Raw genomic sequence first — 21078 nt, 5'->3', positions numbered from 1 at the left:
TAAAAATGAACCTGTCTCTCATCCGTTCCATGACCCGCAGCGCTGTCTTCGAGCTGGAAAACGGCAAGTGCTTCCGTCCGGAGCACCCCTTCACCGTGGCTCTGAACGGCAAGACCATTTATGAAAGCTGCAACACCAACGTCTTTTCCCTCTTCTCCCTGACCCCCTCCACCTCCTACACCGTGGAGGTGGACGCCGAGGGCGAACACCTGAAGCTGGACCTCACCACCGAGGCCGAGAGCTTCTTTGTGGATGCGTCCCGCTACGGCCTCGTCGCCGACGGCGAGACTGACAATACTGTCCGGCTGCAGGCCGCCCTCTCCACCTGCCCCAAGGGCGGCACGGTGTACGTCCCGGCTGGCCGCTACCGCACGTCCAGCCTCTTCATGAAGAGCTGCACCACCCTCTACCTTGAAAAGGGCGCTGTGCTGCTGGGCGACAACGACCGCACCCACTACCCCATCCTGCCCGGCGTCCTCCCCAGCGAAAACGAGGTGGACGAATATTACCTTACCGGCTGGGAGGGCAACCCTCTGAACAGCTTCGCGGGCCTGCTGAACATCACGCAGGTGCATGACGTCGTCGTCACCGGCGAAGGCACGCTGGACTGCGACGCCCAGAACGGCGACTGGTGGGTGAATCCCAAGGTCAAGCGCATCGCATGGCGTCCCCGCGCTGTGGCAATGGTGGACAGCGAGAACGTCTGCCTCCACGGCATCACGGTGCAGAACAGCTACTCGTGGACCATCCACCCCATCTTCGTCAAGCATCTTGACCTGCTGAACTTCAACATCAACAACCCCTACAACGCCCCCAACACCGACGGCATCGACCCCGAGAGCTGCGAGTACATCCGCATCATCGGCGTCAACATCCACGTCGGCGACGACTGCATCGCCATGAAGGCCAGCAAGGTCTTCCTCGGTATGAAGCTCAAGAAGAGCTGCGAGCACACCGTCATCCGCAACTGTCTGCTGGACAAGGGCCACGGCGGCATCGTCATCGGCAGCGAGATGAGCGGCGGCGTCAAGGACATGGTCGTCACCCAGTGCCTCATGGATCACACCGACCGCGGTCTGCGGGTCAAGACCCGCCGGGGCCGCGGCAACACCGCCGTCATCGACGGTCTGGTGTTCCGCAATGTGGAGATGCGGGGCGTCAAGGCCCCCTTCGTCATCAATATGTTCTACTTCTGCGACCCGGACGGCCATGGCCCCTACGTTCAGTGCCGCGAGGCCCTTCCGGTGGACGAGTATACCCCCAAGCTGGGCACCCTGACGATGGAGGACATCGTCGCCACCGACGCACAGTTCGCGGGCTGCTACTTCGACGGCCTGCCCGAGCAGCCCATCGAGGGCGTCTCCATGAAGAATGTCACCATCACCTTCGACCCAGACGCCAAGGAAGGTCAGGCTGCCATGGCTGACAACCGCCCCTATGTGAAGAAGCTGGCCATCTACGCCGAGAACGTGAAGAGCATCCAGCTGCACAACGTCAAGATCGAGGGCTACGAGGGCGAGCGTCTGCGCTTCGCCAACGTCGGCCATTTTGAGGAGGACTAACATCATGACACACGAAGAGATTCTGTCCATGCTGGGCGATTATGTGGACTACCTCATCGCCAATTCCAGCGCTGAGGCCCCCATGTGGAACATCGAGAAGGTGCGCAGCGGCAAGCCCAACAAGTGGAACTACATCGACGGCTGCATGATCACCGCCTGCCTGAGCCTCTACAAGACCACCGGCGACGAGAAGTATCTGAAGTTTTCCAAGGACTTCATCGACTTCTTCGTGCAGGAGGACGGCTCCATCAAGACCTACGACCCGAAGGAATACAACCTCGACAACGTGAATCAGGGCAAGAACCTGTTCACCCTCTACGACATCTTCGGGGACGAAAAATACCGCAAGGCCATCGACACCATCCGCAGCCAGCTGCTGACCCAGCCCCGCACCAAGGAGGGCAACTTCTGGCACAAGGACATCTACCCGTGGCAGGTCTGGCTGGACGGCACCTATATGGCCCAGCCCTTCTACATGGAATATGAGACCCGCTACAACAAGATGCAGGGCTGCATCGACAGCTACAAGCAGTTCATGAACATCAAAAAGCATATGCGGGACGAGAAGACCGGCCTGTACTACCACGGCTACGACGAGAGCCGCACGATGTACTGGGCCGACCCCGTCACCGGCTGCAGCCCCAACTTCTGGCTGCGGGCCATGGGCTGGTTCATGGTGGCGATGGTGGATGTGCTGGAGCGGATGGACGAGCAGCTCTACAACGAGTACCGCGGTATCATGGCCATGCTGAAGCAGACCATCGAGGACGTTCACCAGTTTCAGGACGAGGAGACCGGTATGTTCTGGCAGGTGATGGATCATCCCGGCGTCGAGGGCAACTACCTCGAGACCAGCGGCACAGCTCTCTTCGCTTATGCCGTGCTCAAGGGCGTGCGTCTGGGCTACCTGCCCAAGCGGATGGCTGCATGGGCCGAGAAGGCCTTCTACGGCACCTGCGACAAGTACCTCTCCAAGAACCCGGACGGCAGTTTGCAGCTGGGCGGCATCTGCCTCGTGGCAGGCCTCGGCGGCAAAGACCACCGCGACGGCTCGCTGGCCTACTATTTCAGTGAGCCTGTGGTCTGCAACGATGCCAAGGGCGTCGGCCCGCTGGTGCTGGCCTACACCGAGATGATAGCACGGAAGTAAGAAAGACCGTATCACGAAAAAAAGCGCCCCGGCTCCCTCACCGCACGAGGGAGCCGGGGCGCTTCTTGATGCAGAAAAGAGAAGCACAACGGGGCCTTTATCTCTTTCCGATATGGTTCACCAGATATTTCAGCATTTTCCGGACTTCCGGGTCTCCGAAATGAAAGACCCCAAACAAGGCGACGGATACGGCCTCGCAGAGGATGCCGGAACAAACAAATTTAAGGTAGCCATTGGCGATCGGCAGCCTGCTGTTCAGATAAGCGCAGAAGACGATCGAAACCGTCAATGCGACCCCGTCAACGATATTTTTGAGCCAATACTTCAGATAGTTCTCTTTGTCCGCCTGCAAGCACAATTTGAACACGACGTAGCTTCTCCCGAACCAGAACCACATCTGGCTCACGACCGTTCCCAGCAATACGCCTGCCAGTCCTATGGTTTTGGCGCCCAGTATCGATAATGTAATGTTCAATACGGCTGCAATGATCTCGTTGTCTCTGTCTTCTCTGAACAGTCCCGCCGCATTGATAAAATCAACATTTACGCTGTGCACAAAATGAATGTACAGATCCATTACAAGCAGCACCACCACCGAAGCGGGAAGGATATACTCCGCGCCGACCCACATGGCAATAAAGTCGTTGATCAGAACACAAAAAGGAACAACGATCATCATTGCGATCAGGACACGCATATGCAGTTTGCGGATGTTGCTTGTGCATTAAAAACGCAAACTACTATATTCTTTCTGCTTCGCGCCAAAGAAATGGAGGACCCTCAGCGGAGTTTCCGCATACAGTGTAAATCTTCCCGTTCCCGCAGGGACAAAGAGCTGATCGGTTTCCTGTATAAGGCCAGCGTATATCAATCTTCCAGCCTGCCGTGGTCGCAACCAAGCGAGAGATAGTACTCAATCTCCCCATCCAGCACAAGCTGTGCATACTCCAGCGGCTTATTGTACAGCAGCCAGTCCAGCTCTGCCCGCTGTGCCGGGGTGTTGCCGTATTCGTCCTCCACGGCGATGCAGTCAATGGCAACGGTGGTGCCATCGGCGAACCGGGCTTCCACCCGGTTGGTATCCATGTTGTAGCGGCAGGAAAGCAGTTTGTTCATAAGATAACCTCCATGTTTTTCACATTTACTTCTTCTGCGGTGGAAAGTTCCGGCTGTCCGTTTGCAAATACATAAAGCCACTTCTTGACGCAGCCCTTTGCAGGTCTACATCCATCCACCACACGCTCCAATTTTACGCTAAACGCGAACAACGCTCTTTTTGCTCTGCACAAAATCCTGCATCGTTTGGCGTAAAATTGGCGTATGGTGTAGTTTTCGCCGGAAATTCTCCAAAAGAAAAAGCCTGAAACTTCTCGTACCATCAAGAAGTTTCAGGCTTTGTTTCGCTCAAATTGGAAATTTACTGCTCAATCGGCTTCATCGTGGGGACAGGTCAAGGAAGGCTCACAAATGGCTTTATTTCCCTTTACAAGCCTATCCATGCGGTTTCCTTTTTCCTGCTCCCGTACGTCACCCTACGCAACTCTCCACAACTTACCGGCAATTTGGTGTAAAAGTGGTGTAGTAGTTGGTGTAGTGGATTTCAGACCGAAATGCCCAATTTGCCGTTCAGATTTGCAAAGGAATGGGCTTTGGCTTCCTTGGTGGCTTCCGCGTAAATCTCCATCGTGGTGCTGATGTCCTTGTGACCCATGATGTCCTGAATGATCTTCAGGTTGGTCTCATTTTCGCACAGCCGGGTGCAGAACGTGTGCCGGAGATTATGGCAGGAGAAAGGCGGCAGCAGCTGCGGTTCCCGCTTTTCCTTTTCGGCCTTTTCCAGCTCGGCTTCGTTGTAGGCCACACTGATGCGCTTGATGGCGCGGTTGACCGTCTGCGGATTCTGCGGCTGGCCGAAGCGGTTCAGGAATACGAAGTCCGAGATTCCGTCGATTTCGTATTCGCATACCAGTTCCAGCTCCTGCTGGTTGGTGCGTTCCTGCTCCAGCGCTTTCCGCACTTCGGGCAAGATTGGAATTGCCCGCTTACCGGCGGCAGTCTTGGGGGTGGACATGGTGAAATAGCAGCCACCGACCTCGTGGTCATGGTACACCAGATTGTGCTGGATGGTGATAAACCCACTCTCGAAGTCGATGTCACCCCAGCACAGGCCAACCGTTTCCGAGATGCGGCATCCGGTACCCAGCATGAAGGTGAACATCGGGAGCCAGTGCTGGAACTTCGGCGTTTTCTTGATGAAATTCAGAAACGCCTGCTGCTGGGGCAGGGTCAGAGCGTGTCGTTTGGGCGTTTCGTACTGGTGGGCGGCTTTAATGGCCGTCAGGACACCATCCGTGGGATTCACACGGATGTACTCATCGTCCACCGCCACCGCAAAGACCTGATGGAGAACATTCTGGATGGTTTCCAGCGTGTTCAACGCCATCTTGCCATTGCGGACGATGCCATTGTAGTAGCTGCGGATATCCGACTTGCGAATGTCCTTGAGCTTCATCATGCCGATCTCATCCCGGACGAACCGATTGTACATATAAACGTAATTGGCGAAGGTATGCTCTTTCAAGCCCACCTTGTTCTTACGCCACAGTTCAAACAGGTCATTCAGGGTCAGGCTGCACTCCGGGATGCGGAGGCCATCTGCCAAGTCGTGCTGGATCTTCTCTTCCTTTTCGCGCAGCCCCTCCAAGGTTGCATCATAGATGGTATGGCGTTTTCCGTTTTTCGCAGTCCAACGGTACATATACAGCCCATCGCTCTTGCGGTAGACCTCGCCATCCTTCAAAACACGGCCTTTATTATCTTTACGTCTTTGCATATAAACTCTCCTTTTCATTCACAGAATGTTGAAAAGGAGCCTTACGCCATGAGTATACCATGACGCAAGACTCCCTGCAACATCAAACGGTCAATTTTTGAACCGCATCAGATCGAGAATGCCTTGTCCAGATATTCGTCCAGCTTACGGCGTTTGATCAGCCGTTTGGTTCCGTTCCAAAGGACGAACTTGCATTCATCGCTATCGGTCATTGACCGCAGTTTATTGATACCGATCCCAGAGTAAGCCGCCGCTTCCTCCAAGGTCAGATTACTCTTTTGCCAAATCGGAACTTGTCGGGACTTAGTCCCTCCATCTTGCTGACGCAAGACCGTTCCGTTGCTTAAAGTCCCCACTGGGGACTTCATTGCTTCGCAAACGCAAACTTCTTTCACTTGCACCTCCATATCCTTGTAACCGGGTGCCGGGGCAGAAAGTGCCAGCTTTCTGCTCCGAACTCTCCCGATGAGGTTCAGATTTCCGAGTGCCCCTCCTGTGTGCGGGGTTGTGCCGCTGGTTTGTTTTGTGCCTGTTCTGCCTGCAAGCGGTTCAGCAGTTGCAGAACGGAATCTCGTGCTTTCTCCTTGACCTGCTCCTTGCCCTTCTGCCGGACATCCGGTCTCAGGAGCTTCTCCTGCAAACGTGTGGCGGTGGTCTGCATGGTCTTGAGGAACTTGTCCAGCACGGTATCCAACCGGTGGGCGGCATATTCTCTCGTGGCCTGCGGAGCCTTACGCTCCGGGGACAGCACCCACTTCTTCGTGTCCTCGATCATCCGCATATCTTCCTTCCGGGTCTCGGTGCGTACCACGTCCGTCACGACCTCCACCGCCTTGTCGTAGGCCGCAGCCGAAACTTCATCGATCAGCGCTTCCATGTCGTTGACCTTGAGGGTCAGTTCGTCCAGCTTATTCTGCTGGGCGGCAAGCCGCTCCTTCTGCTTGGCAAGAATGAAATCCTGTTTTTCCAGATATTTGCGGTTGCCGTACTCCGCTTCTTCCTCTAATTCCAGCCCATGCCTTTTTGCAATCTCGAACAGCATTTTCCGACAGGCGGCATCGAAGGTGATTTTGCGGTTGTTGCGGCGGCTGAGGGGCTTGTCCGGGTCGGGCAGGTTGAAGCCCAACACTTCCAATGCCTTTTCCTGCTGGGGTGCCACCTCGCCGTACTTGTTCCCGCAGTCGAACACATGACGCTCGTGGATGTGGGGTGTGCTTTCGTCCAGATGCAGCGCCCAGTCCAGAACGTGAACGTGTTCGCCAAACTTAGTCTTGAACTCGTCAATGAACTCGGTGACGATGTTCAGCAAGTCCTCTGCCGAAGCGTGTTCATCCAGCGTTCCAAGTTGGTAGATGGTCTCTTCCGGACAGGTCTTGCGGCTGGACAGCAGGTCAGGAATGGAGCGGTTGCGCTCCGTGTGCCGGATCTTGGCGTTGCGTTCGTTCTGGCTTTCAACAAAGGCCGTGTAGTGGGTTTCGTAGAACTGCCGTTCCACATCCGAGAAAGTCGCAGCCAAATCATCCGGGTCTTGCGGGTCGAGAGCCGAACGGAAACCGTGAAAGCAGTCCCAGTAGATGTTGCCCTTGGCTCGTTCCGGGTCGATGTGCTCACTGTTAGCAAGGTTAAAACTGCGGTCATTGTGCTTTGGGTTATAGGTGCCGTGTGCTCCGGCTCGTCCATTGTGTCGTGTTAACTTCAGATAGACATCCCTCCGTTTCAACATCTTGGCAGGGAGAACGCAGCAGCGAAGCTGCTGAATCTGCCGCCGTTTTGCGCCAGATAATACCCAGTAGCATATGACGCACAGCATCATATCACTGGGGCAAAGGGCTGCACCCTCTGCACTCCTGCACCGGGCAAGCTGACAAGCAACGATTTGCGAATCCCTGCCCGCAGCTCGTCCGGCTTTTTCAGTGGGCCAAATTGACCAACTGATTTTGCCTGTTCCCAAAATGGTAACAGGCAGATAGACGGTCTGATAACGGCCATCCCACCCTGATTCCCATTTTGGGGAATTGGGTAGGAGCTGGTAAGTGCCGCTTTCCGGCACTTAACGCTATGGGGTTGGTTGGTGGTCGTTTTGACCACCAACCAAAGCCCCTTATATGGCGCGTTTTCGGTCAATCGCTGCGTACGTGCGTACAGAGAAAGCCGACTGCTGCGTACGCACGTACGCAGCAAAACACCCAAATTCTCCTTTATAGGGGGTCATACTCGCCAACTGTTGGGAGTAAGGTCGGGCTGCACAAGGGCTTCAATGCCGATAAAGCCCCGGACACGCCGCCCGGACGAATTGACGATGTTGTTGGTGGATTCCAGATTATACCTGCGCTGGTTGGCGATCAGCGCATCGCTGAACCCTCTGGCCTTGATCGCATTCAGGCTGTTCTCCTCGCACCACATCTTGTAGACCTCATACAGCTCTTTCGAGCTGGTGCAGGCATCCGCCTTCAGGCGGATGTAGCCCTCGGATTCGAGGAAATCAAACACATTGTTGTTGTCCCGCTTCACCAGTTCCCGGTTGCGCTTGGCACGGTCACTCTCGGTGAACTGGAAGCCATTCTTCACCAGCCGCTGCAAGCCCTCAAATGCCCACAGCAGGATGCCCTCGACCTCTGCCGCCATCTTCTCGGCAATGTCCGGGTCATCCACACGAGACAGGGGCTTATCCTTGGTGGTCAAGATGAGCTGACGACGATAGAAACCGTCCGAGCGGTCATACAATGCCTGCAAATCGCCATTGCTGAACGCCAGCAGGCGGGCGTACATCCAACCCTGATAGCTCTGCTTGCCCTTGCGCTCCAAGTCCATCTGCCCCTGTGCGGTCACGATGGACTTGACATAGTTGGTCTGGCGCAGGGCTTCCATCCGCATATCGTCGTCCACGCAGAGCAGGGTGTGCTCCAGGTCAGCACGGGCGAAGCGGTTCTCCGAGATCTTGCCGATGCTGCCATCCTTCATGTTGCAGCCGAACAGCCGGGACAGCACCACACCGATCTGCGACTTGCCCTCGCCGCCGTTGCCCTTGATGACCATCATGCGCTGGCCCTTATTGCTGGGAATCAGGCAGTAGCCGATGAACTCCTGCACGGTGGGGATGTCCTCCGGGTAGAGCAGGTCGGACAGAAACCGCAGCCAGTGGACGGGCTGGGCGGCTTTCGGGTCATACTTGACAGGCAGGCGGTTGCGCACGATCTCCGGCTTGCCCTCCTGAAAGGTACCGTCCAGATACAGGGTGCCGTTTGCCAGTGCGATGCGGTCGGTGACAGGCGGAAAGTCCTCCACCTGTGCCGCCAGTTTCAGCACGTCCACCACATTGGTGACCTTCTTGGCAAGGTTCGCCCCGACGTATTCACGCATCATCTCGAAGATCTCACACCGCAGGGGCATGGGGTCCACCATTCTGCCGTCCGGGGTGAAAAATGCGCCATTCGAGTAAAGCAGTTGGTGGATGCTCAGAAAATCGTCACAGAACAGGGATTCGTTGAAAAAACCTTTCTTGAACCATGCAGGGGTAAAATTACTCATAGGCATTCCGTCCTTTCTTGGCGTTACGGAAAAACGATGTGATCAAAATGATCACATCGTTTTACTCCGCAACTGGGAAATCAACGTCCTGCCGTTCTCCCTTCATGGATTTCCTGCCCCCTCTCGGCGGCGTTTTCCGGCTCTCCCACTGGGGGGGCATCGCCGGGTATCCCATGCAGACGGTCATGCGGTTTTCAAGGTGCAACGGGCAAAACGGCAACAAAAAAGCCGTCACAGAACAGACCAGCCCTGCCTTCGCTTTTTCTGGAAGGTCATGCTAGTCGGTTATGTAACGGCTGAAAGCCAAAATGTTCAGCCCCGCAGGGCCAGAACGAATATGTAAAAATATGTTATATTCAATTGTTGGGATAGATTACCACAAAAATCGAGCCGTGTCAACAAAAACTTTTGAGAACGCGTCACTTTCGGCAGCTTGCAAGAAAAGGCGAGGAAAACTTTGGCAAAAAGAGAGAGGGCTGGACGACGCCTACCCTCTTGACAAGGCAATAATAGTCAAAAAGTTTCGTACCCATCTTCATCCCGGTTTCGTCCCGGTTTGCAGAATGCCCTTGCAATCCGAAAGGAGCCGTGCTATAATGCCGCTGTAATTGAATCAGAAATCTTCAGGGCAGGGTGCGATTCCCTACCGGTGGTACAGCCCACGAGCCGTAAGGCATGATTCGGTGAAACTCCGAAGCCGACAGTACAGTCTGGATGAAAGAAGATACCAAGCGCAGAACCCGTACGGTCCTGCGCTTGTGGAGGCTGCTCTGGGATGCGTTTGCATTCTGGAGCTTTCTTTTTTGCACAAGGATCCCTTGTGTTTTTTCGGCTTGCCCTGAACGTTTTTGTTCAGGGCTTTTTCTTTTGGAGGCAACACGATGAACGACAAAGAGTATATGCGTCTGGCTTTGCAGCTTGCAAAAAAGGGTTGCGGATGGACATCTCCCAACCCGATGGTGGGTGCCGTGGTCGCAAAAGAGGGCAGGATCATCGGACAGGGCTGGCACCAGAGATACGGTCAGGCTCATGCGGAGCGCAATGCGCTGGCATCCTGCACCGAAGATCCGCAGGGAGCGACCCTGTATGTGACATTGGAGCCGTGCTGCCATTACGGAAAGCAGCCGCCCTGCGTGGATGCGATTCTGGACGCGGGCATTCACCGGGTGGTCGTGGGTTCTGCTGACCCGAATCCGCTGGTGGCTGGAAAAGGAATTGCAATCCTGCGCGCACACGGCATAGATGTGACCGAAAATGTTCTGCAAGAGGAATGCGATGCGCTGAACAAGGTGTTCTTCCACTATATCACCACAAAACGCCCTTTCGTTTCCATGAAATACGCCATGACGATGGATGGAAAAATCGCCACATACACAGGCGCTTCCAAATGGATCACCGGGGAAATTGCCCGGAATCATGTTCAACGGCAGCGACACCGATTCCGCGGCATTATGGTGGGAGTCGGAACCATCCTAGCAGATGACCCGCTGCTGACCTGCCGGATAGAGGGTGGCCGTGATCCCGTCCGGATCATCTGTGATACACATTTGCGGACACCACTGCAATCACAGGTGGTCATGACCGCCAAACAGGTTCCGACCATTCTTGCGACCTGCTGCGGCGACCCGGAGAAGCAGGCGGCATATCAACAGGCCGGGTGCCGGGTCCTTTGTCTGGAAGCGCATTGCGGTCATGTGAATCTTCTGCAACTGATGGAACAGCTGGGGCAGGAGCAGATCGACAGCATTCTGCTGGAAGGCGGCGGAACCTTGAACTGGTCTGCACTGGAAAGCGGCATCGTGCAGCAGGTACAGGCTTACATTGCCCCGAAGCTGTTCGGAGGAAGGGATGCCAAAGTACCCATTGAGGGTGCAGGTGTCCCGCTTCCGGATGCTGCATTCCGCCTGAAGAACAGCCGATTGGAACAGCTTGGCAAAGATTTCCTGATCGAAAGTGAGGTGGAGTACCCGTGTTTACCGGAATCGTGGAAGAAGTCGGAACAATAAAATCCATCAATCGGGGACAGCATTCCGCCGTACTGACTGTTCGTGCAAAAACGGTTCTGGAAGAAACCAGGATCGGCGACAGCATCTCCGTCAACGGCATCTGCCTGACCGTCAGGCAGCTCTTCCCGGATAGCTTTGCTGCGGATGTCATGCACGAGACCTTGAACCGCTCTGCACTTGCACAGCTCACCGTTGGAAGTGCTGTCAATCTGGAACGTGCCATGCCGGCCAACGGACGTTTTGGCGGACACATCGTAGCAGGCCATGTGGATGGTGTCGGACGCATTGCTAATATCCGAAAAGACGATACGGCTATCTGGTACACCATTCATGCAGATCCTGCGATTCTTCGCTATGTCGTTGAAAAAGGCTCTATCACAATAGACGGTATCAGCCTGACCGTGGCTGCGGTGGAACCTACGGGCTTTTCCGTGTCCACGATACCGCACACCGTCCGTCAGACGAACCTGAACCAACGGCACAAAGGGGATTTTGTCAATTTGGAAACCGATGTTGTTGGAAAATATATCGAGAGGCTGCTTCCATCAGAAACACCGAAGCAAAACACGCTCACAAAAGAAATGCTGCTGCGCTGCGGCTTTTAAGGAGAGTTTACGATGAACTTCAATACCATTCCCGAAGCTTTGCAAGACCTGAAGCAAGGAAAAATCATTCTGGTAACGGATGACCCCGACCGTGAAAACGAGGGGGACTTCATCTGTGCTGCCGAATTTGCCACCACCGAAAACATCAACTTTATGGCGACCCACGGCAAAGGTCTGATCTGTATGCCGATGTCCGAGGCTTTCGTCCAGAAGCTGCAATTTCCGCAGATGGTGCAGTATAACACCGACAACCATGAAACGGCATTTACGGTGTCCATCGACCACGTTTCTACTTCTACGGGCATTTCTGCCGCAGAGCGTTCCATTACGGCGATGGCTTGTGTGGACGATCACGCAAAAGCAGAAGATTTCCGCAGACCGGGCCATATGTTCCCCCTTCTGGCAAAAAAGAACGGTGTGTTGGAGCGCAACGGTCACACGGAAGCAACCGTTGACCTGTGCCGTCTGGCAGGGCTGAAAGAATGCGGCCTGTGCTGCGAGATCATGCGGGAGGATGGCACGATGATGCGCACCGCTGAACTGGCAAAGCTGGCAGAGCGTTTCCAGATCAAATTCATCACCATCCGTGATTTACAGGAGTACCGCAAGTGTCACGATAAACTGGTCGATCAGGTGACGGCAGTGAACCTGCCCACCAAGTATGGCACCTTCAGAGCTTATGGTTTTGTGAGCCGCCTGAACGGAGAGCATCACATTGCACTGGTAAAAGGTGACATTGGCGATGGAAAGGATATTCTGTGCCGCGTCCACTCGGAATGCCTGACAGGAGATACATTTGGCTCTTTGCGTTGTGACTGCGGCCAACAGCTGGCCGCTGCCATGACGCAGATCGAAAAAGAAGACCGGGGTATCCTGCTCTATATGCGGCAGGAAGGCCGGGGCATCGGTCTGATCAACAAGCTGCGTGCCTATGAACTTCAGGAGCAGGGCATGGATACGCTGGAAGCCAATCTCGCTCTTGGGTTCCATGGAGATGAACGGGAGTATTATCTCGGCGCACAGATCCTCCGGGAACTTGGCGTAAAAAGCCTGCGCCTGCTTACCAATAACCCGGACAAAGTATATCAGCTCTCCGAGTTTGGGCTGGAGATCTCCGAGCGCGTACCCATTCAGATGACGGCGACCCCGTATGACCTGTTTTACCTGAAAACGAAGCAGGCACGGATGGGGCATCTTCTGGAATATTAACAACGAAAGAGGTATTTAAAAATGAAAACATTTGAAGGCAAGCTGGTTTCTCAGAACATCAAGGTCGGTATCGTAGCTGCCCGCTTCAACGAATTTATCACGTCCAAACTTCTGAGCGGAGCAATGGATGGTCTGCTCCGGCACGATGTGCAGGACGCTGATGTTCATGTTGCATGGGTTCCGGGTGCTTTTGAGATCCCACTGGTTGCCTCTAAAATGGCAAAAAGCGGGAAGTATGATGCTGTGATCTGCCTTGGTGCCGTGATTCGCGGTTCTACCAGCCATTACGACTATGTGTGCAATGAGGTTTCCAAAGGCATTGCCACGGTCTCGCTGGAAAGCGGGGTTCCCGTCCTCTTTGGTGTACTGACCACCGAAAACATCGAACAGGCCATCGAGCGGGCAGGCACCAAAGCAGGTAATAAAGGCTATGACTGTGCAGTCAGTGCCATCGAGATGGTAAACCTGCTCCGGGAAATGGATACCGCCGCAGAGTAAAATACACGCAGGAGTTTGCCATGATCGTTATAAAGACCCGACAGCCTGACCCGGAATTAGAGCAGAAGATCCGGATGCTTCTGGAACGAGAGCACATCGAGGCAGAGCAAATATCCATTGATTCATGGGAGAAGTTGGTTCTTCCGGGGCTTACACTGGACGGAATGACCCACGAAGTGTCGTGCAACGGCAGAAAAGTCTCCCTTACACGACTGGAGTTCGATTTGCTGCTGATGCTTGCCTCCCACGAAGGACAAATCTTCTCAAAAGAAGAGCTTTTCCGTGCTGTGTGGGGACAAAACTGTGACGACACCTTAAAGGTCGTGGCAAATACCGTTTCCAATCTGCGAAAGAAGCTGGCCGGCTGCGGTAGCTTTATCCGCACTACCCACGGCGGCTATGCTTTTGTAAGCCAAAAGGAGAACGACCCGGCATGACCAGGATCTTATTTATTTGTCTCGGAAATATCTGCCGAAGCCCGATGGCGGAGTATGTGATGAAAGACCTTACGTCCAAGGCAGGACTATCCGAGCAATTTGAAATCGCATCAGCCGCCACCAGTGCATGGGAAATCGGAAATCCGGTCTATCCTCCTGCACGGCAGAAGCTGGCAGAACATGGCATCGACTGCAACGGCAAGACCGCCCGGCAGATGACCCGGCTGGATTATGCACGGTATGACCATCTGATTGGCATGGACGAAAGTAATCTGTGCGACATCCTGCGGCTTGTCGGCGGAGACCCACAGCATAAAGTCTCGCTGCTGATGGCGCATACGGATCATTCCCGTGAAGTGGCAGACCCATGGTTCACGGGAGATTTTGAAGCCACATGGCAGGATATACTGGAAGGATGCACGGCATTGCTTGAGGAACTGCGCTAAATTGGCGTAAATTTTGGCGTATGCCAAATCAGGAGTGTTTGACACTTGCCAACGACAAATTGATTTAACCACAGGAGAAGTTGCCTGTCAGCATAAAATCTCTATACGAAACAAAAAGCGGCAGCTACGTTGTTTTTCGCAACATAGCTGCCGTATCTTCGTTGGGAGTTCGGTGTACCTACTACACCAATCCACCTATTCACTTCTTACACCACACCGCTTTGTAAGGCTCCTTTTCGGGAAAACGTCCCAAAATTGGTGTAGTTGTGGTGTAGTACCGCAGATGTTGTTTGAAATTCGCTTAAAATTTCATCGTATCTGCGTTTTAATTTTGCATTTTACTGGTCAATCGGCTTCATCGTGGGGAACAGCAGCACATCACGGATGGAAGCGCTGTCGGTCAGCAGCATGACCAGACGGTCCACGCCGAAGCCAAGGCCGCCCGTGGGGGGCAGACCATACTCCAGCGCGTTGACGTAGTCGTAATCGACCTGCGCCTTGCAGTCCGGCTCGATGGCCTTGCGCTCGGCGACCTGACGCTCGAAGCGGCCCTTCTGGTCGATGGGGTCGTTCAGCTCGCTGAAGGCGTTGCCGTACTCGGTGCAGTCGATGAAGTACTCGAAGCGCTCGGTGAAGGCAGGGTCGCCCGGCTTGCGCTTGGCCAGCGGACTGATCTCGACGGGATAGTCGTAGATGAAGGTGGGCTGGATGAGCTTATCCTCAACGAAGGCGTCGAAGAACTCGGCCAGAATAGCGCCCTTGGTGGGCACCTCCGGCAGCTCCACATGGTGCTCCTTTGCGGAAGCGATGGCATCCTCATCGGTCTTCCAGTCGTTGAAATCCACGCCGGAATACTTCTTGACCGCCTCGATCATAGTCAGGCGCTCCCAGTGGCTCATGTCGATCTGCTTGCCCTGATAGGGGATGACCATGCTGCCGCAGATCTTCTGAGCCAGACGCTTGTACAGCTCTTCGACCAAGTCCATCATGCCGTGGAAGTCGGTGAAGGCCTGATACAGCTCGATGGTGGTGAACTCGGGGTTGTGCTTGGGGTCCATGCCCTCGTTGCGGAAGATGCGGCCCACCTCATAGACGCGGTCCATGCCGCCCACAATGAGGCGCTTCAGGTACAGCTCAGTCTCGATGCGGAGCACCATGTCCATGTTCAGGGTATTGTGGTGGGTGTAGAAGGGACGTGCGGATGCACCGATCTCAAACGGGGTCAGGATGGGGGTGTCCACTTCGAGGAAGCCCTTCTCGTCCAGATAAGCGCGGATCTCCTTCAGGATCTGGCTGCGCTTGACAAAGGTGTCCTTGACCTCGGGGTTTGCGATCAGGTCAACATAACGCTGACGATAACGGGTCTCGGTATCGGTCAGGCCGTGGAACTTCTCCGGCAGAGGACGCAGGCTCTTGGCCAGCAGGGTGATCTCCTCTGCGCGGGCACTCAGCTCGCCGGTCTTGGTGCGGAACACCTCGCCCTTGACGCCGATGATGTCGCCCACATCCAGCTTCTTGAATGCGGCGTATGCCTCATCGCCCAGCTCATCGCGGCGGACGTAGAGCTGGATGTCGCCCTTATCGTCGCGCAGGTGGGCAAAGCTTGCCTTGCCCATGACACGCTTGGACATCAGACGGCCGGCCAGAGCGACCTTCTTGCCGCTGTCGGTCTCGTTGGGCAGGTCCTTGAACTCTTCCTTCAGGTCGGCAGAGTAGGCATCCTGCGGGAACTTGGTCAGGGCAAAGGGGTCGCTGCCTGCGGCCTGCAGGTCTGCCAGCTTCTGGCGGCGCACCTGCACCTGCTCGCTCTCAGACAGGCCCTGTGCGGGGTTCTTCTTCTGTTCTTCCATGATTTCCTCCCGCTCGTGCTCAGTTTGCAGCATGGGTGATGCCCAGCACCTTGTAGTTGACGGTGTGGCCGGTGGGCAGCAGGACCTCGGCGACATCGCCGACAGCCTTCTCCAGCAGAGCATGGCCCACAGGGCTTTCGTCGCTGATCTTGCCGTTCAGGGGGTCAGCCTCGGTGCGGCCCACGATGTCGTACTCCTCGACCTCGTCCTCACCCTCCATCTGGATGGTGACATGGGTGCCGACGGAGACGCTCTCGACGCTCAGCTCGCTCTCGTCGATGACGACAGCGTTCTTGACCATCTGCTCCAGCTCGGTGATGCGGTTCTCCACCAGACCCTGCGTGTTCTTTGCCTCATCGTACTCGCTGTTCTCGGACAGGTCGCCGTGGCTGCGGGCTTCCTTGATCTCTTCTGCCAGCTCCTTGCGGCGGACCGTCTTGAGGTATTCCAGTTCCTCCTGCATCGCCTTCAGGCCAGCAGCGGACATCTTGATCTCTTGTGCCATTTGGAAATCTCCTTATCTATTTTTTGGGGTACGGCAGGGCGTCTTGACGCACAAAACCGCACACGAATGCCATTTTGACCTATTCATTATAATAGCAAGCTGCGGCCTTGTCAATAAAAACTGCCGCTCTGCGGGCCAAAAAGGGCACAAAAAAGCCCCGCCGACAGAGGGAAGTGCCGACAGGGCTTGGAAAATGTCTTATTTAGTCGTCTGCGGATTCATCCAGATTGCCCAGCTTCTTGGCCTGCTCGACCACAGCGGGCACCAGCATCTCCGGCAGGATCTCATAGCGGGCGAACTCGGTGGTGAACCAGCCGCGGCCCTGCGTGATCTGACGGATGAAGGTGGTGAAGTTGGCCAGCTCTGCCAGAGGCACCTCGGCGATGATGGTCTGCATACCATCTTCGTCCGGCTCCATACCCAGCACACGGCCGCGGCGCTTGGTGACGTCGCCCATGATGTCGCCGGTGTTGTCATTGGGGACGTGGGCCTTCAGGGTGTGGATCGGCTCGAGGATGACAGGGCCGGCCTCAGGCATCGCGGCCTTGTAGGCCAGCTTTGCGGCCATGATGAAGGCCATCTCAGAGCTGTCCACAGGGTGGTAGCTGCCGTCCAGCAGGGTGGCTTTCAGGCCCACCACGGGGTAGCCCGCCAGCACGCCCTTCTCGGCGGCGAGGCGGACGCCCTTCTCGACCGCCGGGAAGAAGTTCTTGGGCACGCTGCCGCCGAACACCTTCTCTTCGAAGACGACCTGCTCGCTGTCGCAAGGCTCGAAGTTGATGATGACATCGCCGAACTGGCCGTGGCCGCCGGTCTGCTTCTTATGGCGGCCCTGCTTCTGGCAGGCCTTGCGGATGGACTCACGGTAGGCGATGCGGGGAGCCTCGAGGCCGATCTCCACGCCGAACTTGTTCTTCAGCTTGGCCTTGACCACATCGAGGTGCTGCTCGCCCAGACCGCCGATGATCTGCTGGTGGGTCTCCGCGTTGTTGATGTAGCTCAGGGTGGGGTCTTCCTCCATCAGACGGGCCAGAGCGCTGCTGATCTTGCCCTCGTCGCCCTTCTTGGCCACAGTGACGGCCATGAACAGGCTGGGTTTGGGGAAGACGGGCGCCGGCAGCTTGACCACACGGGAGGCGTCGCAGAGGGTGTCGCCGGTCTTGGCGCTGATCAGCTTTGCCACAGCGCCCACGTCACCGGCACCGATGCTCTCTGCCTCGGTCTGCTTCTTGCCCAGAACGGTGAGAGGCTTGCCCAGCTTCTCGGTCTCGCCGGTGCGGGCGTTGACGAGAGACGCGCCTGCGGTGATCTTGCCGCTGATGACGCGCAGATAGCTCAGTTTGCCCACGAAGGGGTCTGCCACAGTCTTGAAGACGTATGCAACGGTGGGGGCGCTCTCGGCACAGTTCAGCTCGACGGGGTCGCCGTTGGCGTCCTCTGCCAGAACGCTGTTGTGCTCCGGGCTGGGCAGCAGCTTATGCATATTGTACAGCAGCATATCCAGAGCCTGCTGGTTGACGGCGCTGCCGCAGAACACGGGGGTGATGAGGCCGTCCTTGACGCCCTTGCGCATTCCCTCGACGATCTCCTCTGTGGTGAACGCCTCACCGCCGAAGAACTTCTCCATCAGCTCGTCGTCGGTCTCGGCGATGGCCTCACTCATGGCCTCGATGAGGCCCTGGAAGCGGTGGCCGATGTCGGGCAGCTCCACCTGTACCTGCTTGCCGCCCTCATACTTGAACGCCTTCTGGCTGAACAGGTTGATGTACACGGGGGTGCCGTCATCCAGCTTGGCCGGGACGACGCAGGGGCAGACGGTGGTGCCGAACTTGATCTTCATGTCTTCCAGAATTTTGAAGTAGTTCGCATTCTCCAAATCGCACTTGGAGACGAAGACCATCGTAGCCTTGCCGTTCTTGCGGGCCAGCTGGAAGGCCTTCTCCGCGCCGACAGTCACACCGCTGCGGCCCGACACGCACACCAGCACGCTCTCGGCTGCACGGATGCCCTCGTACTCGCCTGCCTCAAAGTCGAACAGGCCCGGAGCATCGATGAGGTTGTACTTGATGCCCTCATACTCCACCGGCACTACCGATGCCGACAGACTGGCCTTCCGCTTTGCTTCCTCGGGGTCAAAGTCCGAAATCGTGGTGCCGTCCTCGACCCGGCCCATACGCTCGGCAGCGCCCGAAAAATAGACCAATGCCTCGGTCAGCGTCGTTTTGCCGCTGCCGGCATGGCCCGCGATCAAGATATTGCGGATGTTGTTGCTTGCGTATTTCATATCGGTTTTTCCCTCATTTCCGCCGCACGGAGCATTCTCTCCGCTTTTGTGGCATATTTTACAAAGATAATACCACACTTCAAACGATTTTTAAATATTTCGTTTGAAATTTCCGGCTTTCGCCCTGCCAAACTTCCCGGCCTCGTTTTGTGCATTTTGCCTTGAGGAAGAGGGTTTTATTGTAAAAGTCCCTGCGGCACGCTATAATAGGGGCGTCGAGACCAACTTTCACGCAAACGAAGGAGCACTGCACGATGAAACGCACGGATTATATCAACTGGGACGAATACTTCATGGGCATTGCCCTGCTCACGGCGATGCGCTCCAAAGACCCCAGCAGTCAGGTGGGGGCCTGCATCGTCAGCCCGGAAAACAAGATCCTCTCTCTGGGCTACAACGGTATGCCCATCGGCTGCGACGACGACGCCATGCCGTGGGAGCGGGAGGGCGACCCGCTGAACACCAAGTATATGTACGTCTGCCATGCCGAGCTGAACGCCATCCTCAACAGCGCCCACAACAACCTCAAGGGGGCGCGGGTGTACGTCACCCTCTTTCCCTGCAACGAGTGCACCAAGGCCATCATCCAGTCCGGCATCGCGGAGGTGGTCTACTACAGCGACAAGTACCACGACACCGATTCCAGCGTTGCGGCGCGGTTCATGTTCAAAAAGGCCGGTGTCCGCCTCACCCCCTACCAGCCCAGCGGACGGAAGGCGGAGCTGGAGTTGTAATCCGTCAAAAATTATGCTAAACTGAGAGTAAGGCGCTGATTGCAAAATTGGTGGTCATGCTTTCCTGTCCCGCGTCGCTGATTCTTCCTCTACATTCATCCTCGGTCTTCTGGGGCTGATCGTTGACGTAGTCCGCCTGACCATTGATGTCATGGAGAAGATCTCTCAGATGAAAAACGATGATAACAAAAAAGATTGACCGCCACAGTGTTCCAAGCCTGACGGTCAATCTTTTTGACTAATAGGGATAGGAAGCTGACCCTTTGCAGTCAGCGCCCCTTCTGTTTGTAGTATAGTCGAATCACCGTTATTTGTCAAGGCATCCATTCGTTCTTGACTGCTTTTCCTTCCCGTATTATAATAGAGTTTACAAAAGTATAAATATGCATCATTTTGCGAATAGAGAGGAATATATACAATGGATCTTACGAACCGCAGCTTTTTGAAGCTCCTTGATTACACCCCCGACGAGATCGAAGGCCTGCTGGACCTCGCCGCCGACCTGAAGGCCAAGAAAAAGGCCGGCATCCGCCACGACGCTCTGCGCGGCAAGAACATCGCCCTCATCTTTGAGAAGACCTCCACCCGCACCCGCTGCAGCTTCGAAGTTGCAGCCCACGATCTGGGCATGGAAGTCACCTACCTCGACCCGTCGGGCAGCCAGATCGGCAAGAAAGAGTCCATCGCCGACACCGCCCGGGTGCTGGGCCGGATGTTCGACGGCATCGAATACCGCGGCTACGGCCAGCAGATCGTGGAAGACCTCGCCCACTACGCCGGTGTGCCGGTCTGGAACGGCCTGACCAACGAGTTCCACCCCACTCAGATCCTGGCCGACTTCCTCACCATCCGGGAGCACTTCGGCCATCTCAAGGGCATCCACTTCGTCTACTTCGGCGACGCCCGCTACAACATGGGCAACAGCCTGATGGTGGGCTGCGCCAAGATGGGCCTCTACTTCACCGCCTGCGCCCCCAAAAAGTACCAGCCCGACGCTGCTCTGGTGGCCGAGTGTCAGAAGATCGCCGCCGAGACCGGGGCCACCCTCACTTTTGAGGAAGACCCCGCCAAGGCCGCACAGGGCGCGGACGTCCTTTACACCGACGTTTGGGTCTCGATGGGCGAGCCGGTGGAGGTCTGGGCCGAGCGGATCAACGACCTCTCCGCCTACCAGATCGACCAGAAGCTGATGAATATTGCAGGCCCCCACGCCGTCTTTATGCACTGCCTGCCCGCTTTCCACGACCACAAGACCACCGTGGGCAAGGAGATGGGCGAGCGCTTCAGCCGCGACGCGATGGAGGTGACGGACGAGGTCTTCGAAGGCCCCCAGAGCATCGTCTTTGACGAGGCCGAGAACCGGATGCACACCATCAAGGCCGTCATGGCGGCTACGCTGGGCTACAAGGGCTGATATGGGCGGAGGACACG

At 55.9% G+C, this 21078-nt stretch carries 20 protein-coding genes and 1 riboswitch; of the genes, 10 read left to right on the top strand and 10 right to left on the bottom strand.

Annotated features, from left to right (window positions below; genetic code table 11):
* Window positions 1-5: 5 nt before the first annotated feature.
* Together LKD23_RS06125 and LKD23_RS06120 are read left to right on the top strand one after the other, a co-directional pair.
* Window positions 6-1562 carry a glycoside hydrolase family 28 protein gene (locus LKD23_RS06125; RefSeq protein WP_227620904.1) on the top strand — a complete coding sequence of 519 codons (1557 nt, stop codon included), beginning with the start codon at window positions 6-8 and terminating at the stop codon, window positions 1560-1562.
* A 4-nt stretch (window positions 1563-1566) separates the two neighbouring features.
* Complete coding sequence (locus LKD23_RS06120) at window positions 1567-2712, top strand: glycoside hydrolase family 88/105 protein (RefSeq protein WP_227620903.1); 1146 nt, start codon at window positions 1567-1569, stop codon at window positions 2710-2712.
* Window positions 2713-2809: 97 nt separating this feature from the next.
* On the opposite strand, the gene LKD23_RS06115 is transcribed toward LKD23_RS06120, so the two are convergent.
* The 7 genes from LKD23_RS06115 to LKD23_RS06085 form a co-directional block, all read right to left on the bottom strand.
* Window positions 2810-3409 (bottom strand): polysaccharide biosynthesis protein, encoded by a 600-nt coding sequence (locus tag LKD23_RS06115; protein WP_227620902.1) that lies wholly within the window; start codon window positions 3407-3409, stop codon window positions 2810-2812.
* A gap of 170 nt (window positions 3410-3579) precedes the next feature.
* Window positions 3580-3828 carry a DUF6061 family protein gene (locus LKD23_RS06110; protein WP_227620901.1) on the bottom strand — a complete coding sequence of 83 codons (249 nt, stop codon included), beginning with the start codon at window positions 3826-3828 and terminating at the stop codon, window positions 3580-3582.
* Window positions 3825-4091, bottom strand: coding sequence for a hypothetical protein (locus tag LKD23_RS06105; RefSeq protein WP_227620900.1), 267 nt, complete (start codon window positions 4089-4091; stop codon window positions 3825-3827). The genes LKD23_RS06110 and LKD23_RS06105 overlap by 4 nt, the downstream gene beginning before the upstream one ends.
* 221 nt (window positions 4092-4312) lie before the next feature.
* The gene (locus LKD23_RS06100) at window positions 4313-5545 is read right to left on the bottom strand and encodes a site-specific integrase (RefSeq protein ID WP_113620830.1); all 1233 of its coding nucleotides are present in this window, start codon (window positions 5543-5545) and stop codon (window positions 4313-4315) included.
* 107 nt (window positions 5546-5652) lie between these two features.
* A complete protein-coding gene (locus tag LKD23_RS06095; RefSeq protein ID WP_438359806.1) occupies window positions 5653-5952 on the bottom strand; it encodes an excisionase in 300 nt (99 codons plus the stop codon).
* 65 nt (window positions 5953-6017) lie between these two features.
* Window positions 6018-7358, bottom strand: a complete 1341-nt coding sequence (locus LKD23_RS06090; RefSeq protein WP_227620899.1) for a plasmid recombination protein — start codon at window positions 7356-7358, stop codon at window positions 6018-6020.
* Window positions 7359-7753: 395 nt separating this feature from the next.
* Entirely contained in the window at window positions 7754-9073 is a 1320-nt protein-coding gene (locus LKD23_RS06085; protein ID WP_015565343.1) for a DNA primase family protein, read from the bottom strand.
* 615 nt (window positions 9074-9688) lie between these two features.
* Window positions 9689-9803, top strand: a riboswitch (FMN riboswitch).
* 151 nt (window positions 9804-9954) lie between these two features.
* On the opposite strand from LKD23_RS06085, the gene ribD reads away from it, so the two are divergent.
* From ribD to LKD23_RS06055, 6 genes are read left to right on the top strand one after another with little or no spacing between them, the layout of a single operon-like run.
* Window positions 9955-11079 (top strand): bifunctional diaminohydroxyphosphoribosylaminopyrimidine deaminase/5-amino-6-(5-phosphoribosylamino)uracil reductase RibD, encoded by a 1125-nt coding sequence (ribD, locus tag LKD23_RS06080; RefSeq protein ID WP_227620898.1) that lies wholly within the window; start codon window positions 9955-9957, stop codon window positions 11077-11079.
* Window positions 11043-11684 (top strand): riboflavin synthase, encoded by a 642-nt coding sequence (locus LKD23_RS06075; protein ID WP_227620897.1) that lies wholly within the window; start codon window positions 11043-11045, stop codon window positions 11682-11684. Before ribD ends, LKD23_RS06075 begins: the two co-directional genes overlap by 37 nt.
* 12 nt (window positions 11685-11696) lie before the next feature.
* Window positions 11697-12893 carry a bifunctional 3,4-dihydroxy-2-butanone-4-phosphate synthase/GTP cyclohydrolase II gene (locus LKD23_RS06070; protein ID WP_005944126.1) on the top strand — a complete coding sequence of 399 codons (1197 nt, stop codon included), beginning with the start codon at window positions 11697-11699 and terminating at the stop codon, window positions 12891-12893.
* A gap of 21 nt (window positions 12894-12914) precedes the next feature.
* The gene (gene ribH, locus LKD23_RS06065; protein ID WP_005920573.1) at window positions 12915-13391 is read left to right on the top strand and encodes a 6,7-dimethyl-8-ribityllumazine synthase; all 477 of its coding nucleotides are present in this window, start codon (window positions 12915-12917) and stop codon (window positions 13389-13391) included.
* Window positions 13392-13411: 20 nt separating this feature from the next.
* Window positions 13412-13828 (top strand): winged helix-turn-helix domain-containing protein, encoded by a 417-nt coding sequence (locus tag LKD23_RS06060; protein ID WP_005944121.1) that lies wholly within the window; start codon window positions 13412-13414, stop codon window positions 13826-13828.
* Window positions 13825-14274, top strand: coding sequence for a low molecular weight protein-tyrosine-phosphatase (locus tag LKD23_RS06055; RefSeq protein WP_227620896.1), 450 nt, complete (start codon window positions 13825-13827; stop codon window positions 14272-14274). Before LKD23_RS06060 ends, LKD23_RS06055 begins: the two co-directional genes overlap by 4 nt.
* Window positions 14275-14612: 338 nt before the next feature.
* Here the strand turns inward: LKD23_RS06055 and lysS are convergent, their stop codons facing one another.
* The 3 genes from lysS to LKD23_RS06040 form a co-directional block, all read right to left on the bottom strand.
* Window positions 14613-16124 (bottom strand): lysine--tRNA ligase, encoded by a 1512-nt coding sequence (gene lysS, locus LKD23_RS06050; RefSeq protein WP_227620895.1) that lies wholly within the window; start codon window positions 16122-16124, stop codon window positions 14613-14615.
* Between the two features lie 19 nt (window positions 16125-16143).
* Complete coding sequence (gene greA, locus LKD23_RS06045) at window positions 16144-16629, bottom strand: transcription elongation factor GreA (protein ID WP_227620894.1); 486 nt, start codon at window positions 16627-16629, stop codon at window positions 16144-16146.
* A gap of 202 nt (window positions 16630-16831) precedes the next feature.
* The gene (locus LKD23_RS06040; RefSeq protein ID WP_227620893.1) at window positions 16832-18913 is read right to left on the bottom strand and encodes an elongation factor G; all 2082 of its coding nucleotides are present in this window, start codon (window positions 18911-18913) and stop codon (window positions 16832-16834) included.
* Window positions 18914-19167: 254 nt separating this feature from the next.
* Between LKD23_RS06040 and LKD23_RS06035 the strand changes: the two genes are divergently transcribed.
* Window positions 19168-19647 (top strand): deoxycytidylate deaminase, encoded by a 480-nt coding sequence (locus tag LKD23_RS06035; RefSeq protein ID WP_227620892.1) that lies wholly within the window; start codon window positions 19168-19170, stop codon window positions 19645-19647.
* 418 nt (window positions 19648-20065) lie between these two features.
* Complete coding sequence (gene argF / locus LKD23_RS06030) at window positions 20066-21061, top strand: ornithine carbamoyltransferase (protein ID WP_227620891.1); 996 nt, start codon at window positions 20066-20068, stop codon at window positions 21059-21061.
* The last annotated feature ends 17 nt before the right edge of the window (window positions 21062-21078 follow it).

The sequence above is a fragment of the Faecalibacterium butyricigenerans genome, from assembly GCF_020687345.1.
GTDB classification, from domain to species: Bacteria; Bacillota; Clostridia; order Oscillospirales; family Ruminococcaceae; genus Faecalibacterium; species Faecalibacterium butyricigenerans.
Note: the sequence above shows the minus strand (reverse complement) of the source record. Positions and strands in the feature narration are given on the sequence as shown.